Annotated in this window: 7 protein-coding genes and 1 pseudogene; 7 read left to right on the plus strand and 1 reads right to left on the minus strand. The window is 55.7% G+C overall.

The window, feature by feature from the left end; genetic code table 11:
* Nucleotides 1-39: 39 nt before the first annotated feature.
* From RMO15_RS33345 to RMO15_RS17225, 4 genes and pseudogenes are all read left to right on the plus strand, one after another.
* Nucleotides 40-390 (plus strand): annotated as a pseudogene (locus tag RMO15_RS33345) (helix-turn-helix domain-containing protein); the annotation flags it as partial.
* Nucleotides 354-1,085 carry an IS630 family transposase gene (locus RMO15_RS17215; RefSeq protein ID WP_309714687.1) on the plus strand — a complete coding sequence of 244 codons (732 nt, stop codon included), beginning with the start codon at nt 354-356 and terminating at the stop codon, nt 1,083-1,085. The pseudogene RMO15_RS33345 and the gene RMO15_RS17215, both read left to right, overlap by 37 nt.
* Nucleotides 1,086-1,140: 55 nt before the next feature.
* Entirely contained in the window at nt 1,141-1,461 is a 321-nt protein-coding gene (locus tag RMO15_RS17220) for a hypothetical protein (protein ID WP_309714681.1), read from the plus strand.
* On the plus strand, nt 1,458-2,183 hold the full coding sequence (locus RMO15_RS17225; RefSeq protein WP_309714682.1) for an ankyrin repeat domain-containing protein: 726 nt from the start codon (nt 1,458-1,460) through the stop codon (nt 2,181-2,183). Before RMO15_RS17220 ends, RMO15_RS17225 begins: the two co-directional genes overlap by 4 nt.
* Here the strand turns inward: RMO15_RS17225 and RMO15_RS17230 are convergent.
* Nucleotides 2,180-3,703, minus strand: a complete 1,524-nt coding sequence (locus tag RMO15_RS17230; protein ID WP_309714683.1) for a diguanylate cyclase — start codon at nt 3,701-3,703, stop codon at nt 2,180-2,182. The genes RMO15_RS17225 and RMO15_RS17230 overlap by 4 nt on opposite strands.
* A 166-nt stretch (nt 3,704-3,869) precedes the next feature.
* Between RMO15_RS17230 and RMO15_RS17235 the strand changes: the two genes are divergently transcribed.
* From RMO15_RS17235 to RMO15_RS17245, 3 genes are read left to right on the plus strand one after another with little or no spacing between them, the layout of a single operon-like run.
* Nucleotides 3,870-4,505 (plus strand): uracil-DNA glycosylase, encoded by a 636-nt coding sequence (locus RMO15_RS17235; protein ID WP_309714684.1) that lies wholly within the window; start codon nt 3,870-3,872, stop codon nt 4,503-4,505.
* Nucleotides 4,506-4,820, plus strand: a complete 315-nt coding sequence (locus tag RMO15_RS17240; RefSeq protein ID WP_309714685.1) for a hypothetical protein — start codon at nt 4,506-4,508, stop codon at nt 4,818-4,820. It begins immediately after the preceding gene.
* Nucleotides 4,817-5,029 carry an SMI1/KNR4 family protein gene (locus tag RMO15_RS17245; protein WP_309714686.1) on the plus strand — a complete coding sequence of 71 codons (213 nt, stop codon included), beginning with the start codon at nt 4,817-4,819 and terminating at the stop codon, nt 5,027-5,029. The genes RMO15_RS17240 and RMO15_RS17245 overlap by 4 nt, the downstream gene beginning before the upstream one ends.
* The last annotated feature ends 39 nt before the right edge of the window (nt 5,030-5,068 follow it).

A 5,068-nucleotide genomic window follows, 5' to 3' on the forward strand; every position in this document is an offset into this window, starting at 1 on the left:
AAAATATAGCAACGTTTTCGTTTCAGGTATTCTGTAGATATGGGATGGTTACGAAAAACGCCCCTGGAAGAACAACAGCAAGAGCAACTTTACGGCTTGGCTCGCTCCTCAAAGAGAAGTCATGCCGATAGAGCACGAGCTATTCTGATGACCTACCAGGGGCAAACCGCAGAGCAAATCGCCGATGTACTGATTGTCAGAGCACAAAGTGTTAGACGATGGCGAATACGATTTGCAAGGCAGGGAGTCGAGGGCTTGAAAGATAAACCCAGGAGTGGACGACCTCCTCTCAAGCGAGAAGCTGCTCTGAGTGTCGTACCCGAAAAACTTCAGAGCGTTAACCAGAGCTTGACCTGTCCGCGCCTGGTGCAAGATGTTCAGAAGCAAACGGGAGTTACTCTGACAGCCAATTACATGAGCCTTATTCTAAAAAAAGGGGTTGGGCCTACCGGCGACCTCGCCACTGCCTCAATCATAGACAGGATAAACAAGCCGTAGAGCGCAGTGGTCTTCCTCTACTTTTGATGCAACAGCAGGCCCGAGCAGGCGATATTGTCCTACTTTACCAGGATGAATCCGAGGCACTCACTCATCCCTACCTGAGTCGGCTTTGGGCTAAGCGGGGAGCAGACTTACGAGTCGAAGCTCCCGGCAAAGCTCTAAAATGTGCGATGTTGGGAGTTCGGGAGTCCATCACCGGTGAACTGACGGTTCATACAAGTCGTACCAAACGCAGCACAGATTTCATCGCTCTTTTGGAGAAGTTAGATGTTTTGTACGGGCCGGGCACACGAGTCAATCCAGTGCCCGTGATTCTTGTTCTGGACAATGGGCCTATCCATACCAGTCGAGCCAGTCAGGTAGCGCTTGCTTCTCGTCCTTGGCTGACAGTAGAATGGCTCCCCAAGTATGCTCCTGAGTTGAACGCTATTGAACGTGACTGGCTTTGGCTCAAACGCGATTGGTTAGCCAACCAGCTCTTTGGTAGTTTCGAGCAACTGGAGCGCCGCATTCACTGGTCGGTGGCACAAATGAATGCAGCGCGACTCGCTAAAACGTTGCAGAAATTAAACGAGTCTGCTTAGTCGATGGCCCTACGGAGACGCCCAACGCAGCGGCAACGGGAGATTATCGCAGAGCGTGCTCAGGCCTGTGGTTTCGGGTGACTTAACCGTACTGGAGAACCTGGCGCTCTCCTGCCCCGGCTGCAACGATATTAAACAGATTCAGACACAGGCACTTGACCCTGAATCGGGCGCATCTGTAGCGCTTTTTCATCCACGCCAGCAGCTCTGGGAGGAGCACTTTACCTGGAGTGCAGACGGTCAGCTGATCCAGGGCAAGACTCCCGGCGGTCGTGCCACCGTCGTGGCACTACGACTCAACCGCATCGGGCTCGTCAATCTGCGACGTGCGCAGTGGACTCTCGGAATCCATCCGCTCCAGGAGAAGCAGGGATGAAGTGGCCTAAACGTGAGAAGTGGAACGAGCTATTCGCCTTTCTCTGGGAGGAGTTTCTGGACGCCGTTATTCCGCGCCGTCGCTTGAACCAGCGCTTTCTAAATACCATAGGCCATATGACACCCGAGGAACTCGCAGGCTGGCTAGCGCGTGGGGCCGATCCTAATGCACACACGAGTGGCTGGGGTTCTTGTGCCTTGGGGAGAGCAGCACGCTCACCGTTTACTGAAGATGATCTTGTGGCACGGCTTCTGGAGGCAGGAGCCGATCCAAACGCCCTTGATCTGCCAAACATAGAACCCCCTCTTGTGCAGGCAGCCCACTCCAGCACCGACGAGAAGATCTGTCTGCTGCTAGAGGCAGGGGCGGATCCCAGTGTGATAAATACCCGTGGACTCTCCGTTTTAGATGAGCTGACGCGCTGGGCTCATATAGAGACCATTGAGAAAGCAATGGACTATGGAGCCAGTGTGCATCTCGGAGCCCCCCTGCACTTTGCAGTTTATGCACAGCGCCCTGAACTCATCAGGCTCTTTTTGGAAAGTGGAGCTGATCCTCATCAGCGAGATCGGCGTTGGGAGAATCAGCTTCCTTGTGAAATCGCAAGGGAGTTATCTACCTCTCCCGAAAAGGCACTGGGCTACAACCAAACAACCAATGAGAAGATTCTTCGACTTCTCTCTGAGGCGGTGGCAGCACATACCATTGACTCGAAAGGCTAGCCAAAGACAGCGAGGTTGGTCTCGGGGACATCTTTACTAGGATCGTCGGCGCAGTCGCTGAAGTGAGTGACTCGGTTACGCCCCCAGCGCTTGGAGCGGTAGAGCGCCTGGTCGGCCTCGGTGATAAGCTGCTGGTCGTTCTCGGTACCAGGCCAGAGGGTGGAGACACCGACGCTTATGGTGATGGCACGCTTGGGCCAGGGAGCTTGCTCCACTAAAGCACGGAAGCGCTCAGCGATCACGCAGGCTCCCTCGTAGTCGGTGTGAGGCAGGATGATGGCAAACTCCTCACCTCCGTAGCGGGCCACACAGTCCGTGCGACGTGCCGAGTCCTGAAGCACTTGGGCAATCTGCTTGAGAACCACATCGCCTGCGGGGTGGCCATAGGTATCGTTGTAGCGCTTGAAGTAGTCCACATCCAGCATGATCATCGAGAGCGGGTGCTGGTAGCGAACACTCTGGTAGTACTGCGTAGCAAGCTCTTCCCGGAACTTACGGTGGTTCTTCAAGCCTGTCAGGCCATCCACGGTCGCCTGCGTTGCGAGAGTGCGATTGATCTCCGCCAGTTCCTCCTGCCGTCGTTCGAGCTGCTGGTAGAGACTGTTTAGCTCGTCAAGCTGCTTCTGGGCTATACTCTCGTAGTTACGCCGCTCCGTGATATCGTCGAAGGTAGTGACCACCGCGTAGGGGATATCCTCACCAAGGTGAAAGAGTGGAGCCGAGTTGATCGAGATCCAGGTCAGCTCATCATTGGGTTTGTGCACTCCCATGACCACATCTTGCTGAGGGATTCCCTGCTGGAGAGTCACCATGGCAGGGTGTTGCTCACCAGGAAAGGGAGTCCCGTCCTCACGAATCGCACGCCAGCAAGAGTCCATCGAGGTGCGCCCCATCATCTGGTCGCGTGTCAAGCCTAGCACTTTTTCAGCACGGGGATTGCAAACCACAATCTCGCCGCCTTTTTCTTGGATCACCAAGCCATCGTGCATGGCTTGCACAGCAAGGTGAAAGCGCTCTTCCGCTTCCAAAGCCGTCATCACGTGCGCCTGTAGCTCCATCTGCGTCATGACCTGTCGGCCCAGGGCTTTCAGGGCCTCAAGCTGCTGAGGGCTGAGTGTGCGAGGCGTGCGGTCAATCACGCAGAGAGTTCCCAGAGCGTATCCTTGTGCGGTGACAAGAGGTGCACCCGCATAGAAACGAATCTTAGGCTCACCCGTCACCAAGGGGTTATTGACAAAGCGTGGGTCGTCTAAGGCATCGGGTACCACCATGACCTCGTGGGGCTGGCGAATGGCATGGTCGCAGAAAGCCCACTCACGAGGCGTCTCGCTCACCCCTAGTCCGTGGCAGGACTTGAACCACTGCCGGGTTTCGTCCACGAGGCTTACCAGACTGATAGGCGTGCTGCAGATCAGCGCCGCCAGTCCCGTGATATCGTCGTACGCGGACTCAGAAGGCGTGTCTAGGATATGCTGATTTTTGAGCGCCAAGAGGCGTGCTGTCTCGTTACTAGACTCCATAAAATTCATTCCGCGATCTCCGCCTCGAAGGAAAAAAACAATGGTGAGTCTAGAGGGGCGAGGAGATGTATTATCTTGTTACTGCTTTTATTGTCGGAGCAATCTCGCATTTTTTACAGAGTTCACCGAAAGAAAAATCTTCGCTCTCCAGCTACAATAGAGCCCTATGACGGAGAAAGAACAACGGATTGAGGCCCTGCGCGAAGAGGCCCATAACTGCCAGGCCTGTGGGCTGTGGGAGACGCGCACCAATGTGGTCTTTGGCGAGGGCAACCCCAATAGCCCGCTGGTATTGGTCGGGGAGGGGCCAGGCGAGACAGAAGATAAGACAGGCCGTCCGTTTGTTGGTCGTGCAGGTCAGCTTCTCGATGAGTGCCTCTACGCGTGTGGCATCACCCGCAAGCATATCTTCATCACCAATGTCGTCCGGTGCCGCCCGACTCTGGTGGGCGAAACAGGCCGCCTACAAAACCGTCCACCCACCGCCGACGAAGCCAGCGCCTGTGTGTCGGGCTGGCTGGAGCCGATTTTGGGCACGGTGCAGCCCCTCGTGATTCTCTGCCTCGGCGGCCCCTCCGCGAGCATGGTCATCAAGCGCGGCTTCAAGATCACCAGCGAGCGTGGCCAGTTTTTCGAGAGCCGCTACGCCCCCTACGCCATCGCCGCTCTCCATCCTGCCTACATTCTCCGCCAAGAAGGAGCCGCCTACGACCATGCCCGCGAGCTTCTCATTGCGGATATCGAAGCCGCACGAAAGAAAGTCGTCGAGGCCAAGAAAGAGCCCCCGAGGACACTGTTCTAAATGCCACCCAACCGAAAATTTGCCTACCGCTACCTGCTCTACTGGGCCGTGGTCGAAGCGCGTAACTTAGGTAGTCAGGCAACCTGCGGCGGACTGGGCCAGATTCCTCAGCGCTTAACGGCTGCCGAGGGGGCTTTTAAGCGCAATGAAGCCGTCCATAACCTCGCCTACTACTCCGCCCTAGACTTCGTTGGATTCGATGACGAACGCTTCTGGAGAGATATAGGTTCGTGCGGAGAAAAGACTACCCAGCACTGGAAGTCACTCTGGGAGGATCAGCTCACCCGATACAAAGCCCCGGATACGGAACGATGAACAACCTCCTGACACGCTTTGGAACCTGGCTGTCAGTCAATCTACCAGACTACTACGCCTCGCTCCAGCCCGGTGTCACCGATGCAGAGCTAGATGCCTTCGAGACCAAGCTCGGCCACAAGCTCACCGACGACTTCCGCGCCCTCTACAAATGGCACAATGGAAGCCTTAGTAGTCGTCCAAAATCAACTTCCTGTTCTTTGGTGTAGAATAGACGGGTCAGCCACTCCATTTTCTACGGTGAAGAA

It is taken from the genome of Armatimonas sp., assembly GCF_031410135.1.
In the GTDB taxonomy this organism is placed as follows: domain Bacteria; phylum Armatimonadota; class Armatimonadia; order Armatimonadales; family Armatimonadaceae; genus Armatimonas.